This is a genomic window from Streptomyces sp. NPDC031274 (assembly GCF_055570235.1).
Genome location: NZ_JBVIHP010000498.1, coordinates 1 through 1027, shown reverse-complemented (window position 1 = coordinate 1027; position 1027 = coordinate 1). Strand labels below are relative to the sequence as shown.

The 1027-nt window shown below is 72.1% G+C and carries 2 pseudogenes; both read right to left on the bottom strand.

From position 1 onward, the window contains the following. Positions 1–515 (bottom strand): annotated as a pseudogene (locus ACZ5CR_RS47470) (hypothetical protein); the annotation flags it as partial. 229 nt (positions 516–744) lie between these two features. Next, positions 745–1027, bottom strand: a pseudogene (locus ACZ5CR_RS47465) (AAA family ATPase); the annotation flags it as partial.

Below are 1027 nucleotides of genomic sequence, written 5' to 3'. Positions count from 1 at the left end.
GTGGTGAGGGTGGACAGGAGGTCTTCGCCGAGGATGGCGGTGACCACTTGCTCCAGGGGTTCGGTTTCGTCCTCGTCGAGGATTCCGGCATCGCGGCGGGCGAGGATCAGCCCGGCGGCGAAGGCGGCCTGCCAGGTGTCGGTGGGTGTCGCGGCGGTGATGTCGGCGAGGACCAGGCTGCTGACGCAGGCCCTCAGGAAGCGGCGGTCGCCCGGGCGGCGGGCGAGGTGGGCGTGCTCGGCGCGGGATTCCTCCAGCATCTGGGCCGCTTCGTCAACTGCCGTGCCTTGCAGGGGTGGTGGGGTGATCCACTTGCTGTGGGCGGCGTGTGCGGCCTCGTGGATCAGCGCGCCCCAGGCCGCCGGGTAGCGCTCTTCGTCGCCGTACTGGACCGGGTTGATGGTGGCCGGGTTCAGCGGGGTGAAGACGGCGGCATCGATCTCCATGGTCGCCAGCTGCGGGTAGAAGGCGGCCTGGGCGCCCGATCGGGTACCGGGTTCGCAGGTGACGATCACGTCCTGGCGGCCCGCGATGTCAGGCAGCCGCTCGGTCAGGGCGGCCGAGATCCGCAGCCACTCCCCCGCGCGTGCGGCTGGGGGCGGTTGCCAGGCGGGGCCGCCGTCGTCGTCCCACCGGGCGGTGGCCCATTCGTCCTAGGTCAGGGCGGGCGGCGTGTGCTGGATGTGGGGGTGTGTCGGCATGGCGGTTCGATCCCTCCTCAGGGGCGGCGGTGGGTGGGGCGGGTCAGAGCTGGCGGCCCAGGGCCAGGGCGGAGACCGGGCGCCCGGTGGCCTTGGCGACGATCTCGGCGATGGTGTCGCGGTCCTCCAGGGGCGCGATCCCGACCAGGTTGGCGAAGGCCGCGTCGGCGCCGAGAACATCGGCGATCTTCGAGAAGGCGATCAGTTCCCGCAGTTGAGGGGCCCAGCCCACCTCACCGGTCTGCTGGCGGGCGGCGATGTTGCGGGCGATCCGCACCGCCGTCCGGTTGATCTTCAAGGCGGCGGCGAGGTCGTAGTCCGAGCCG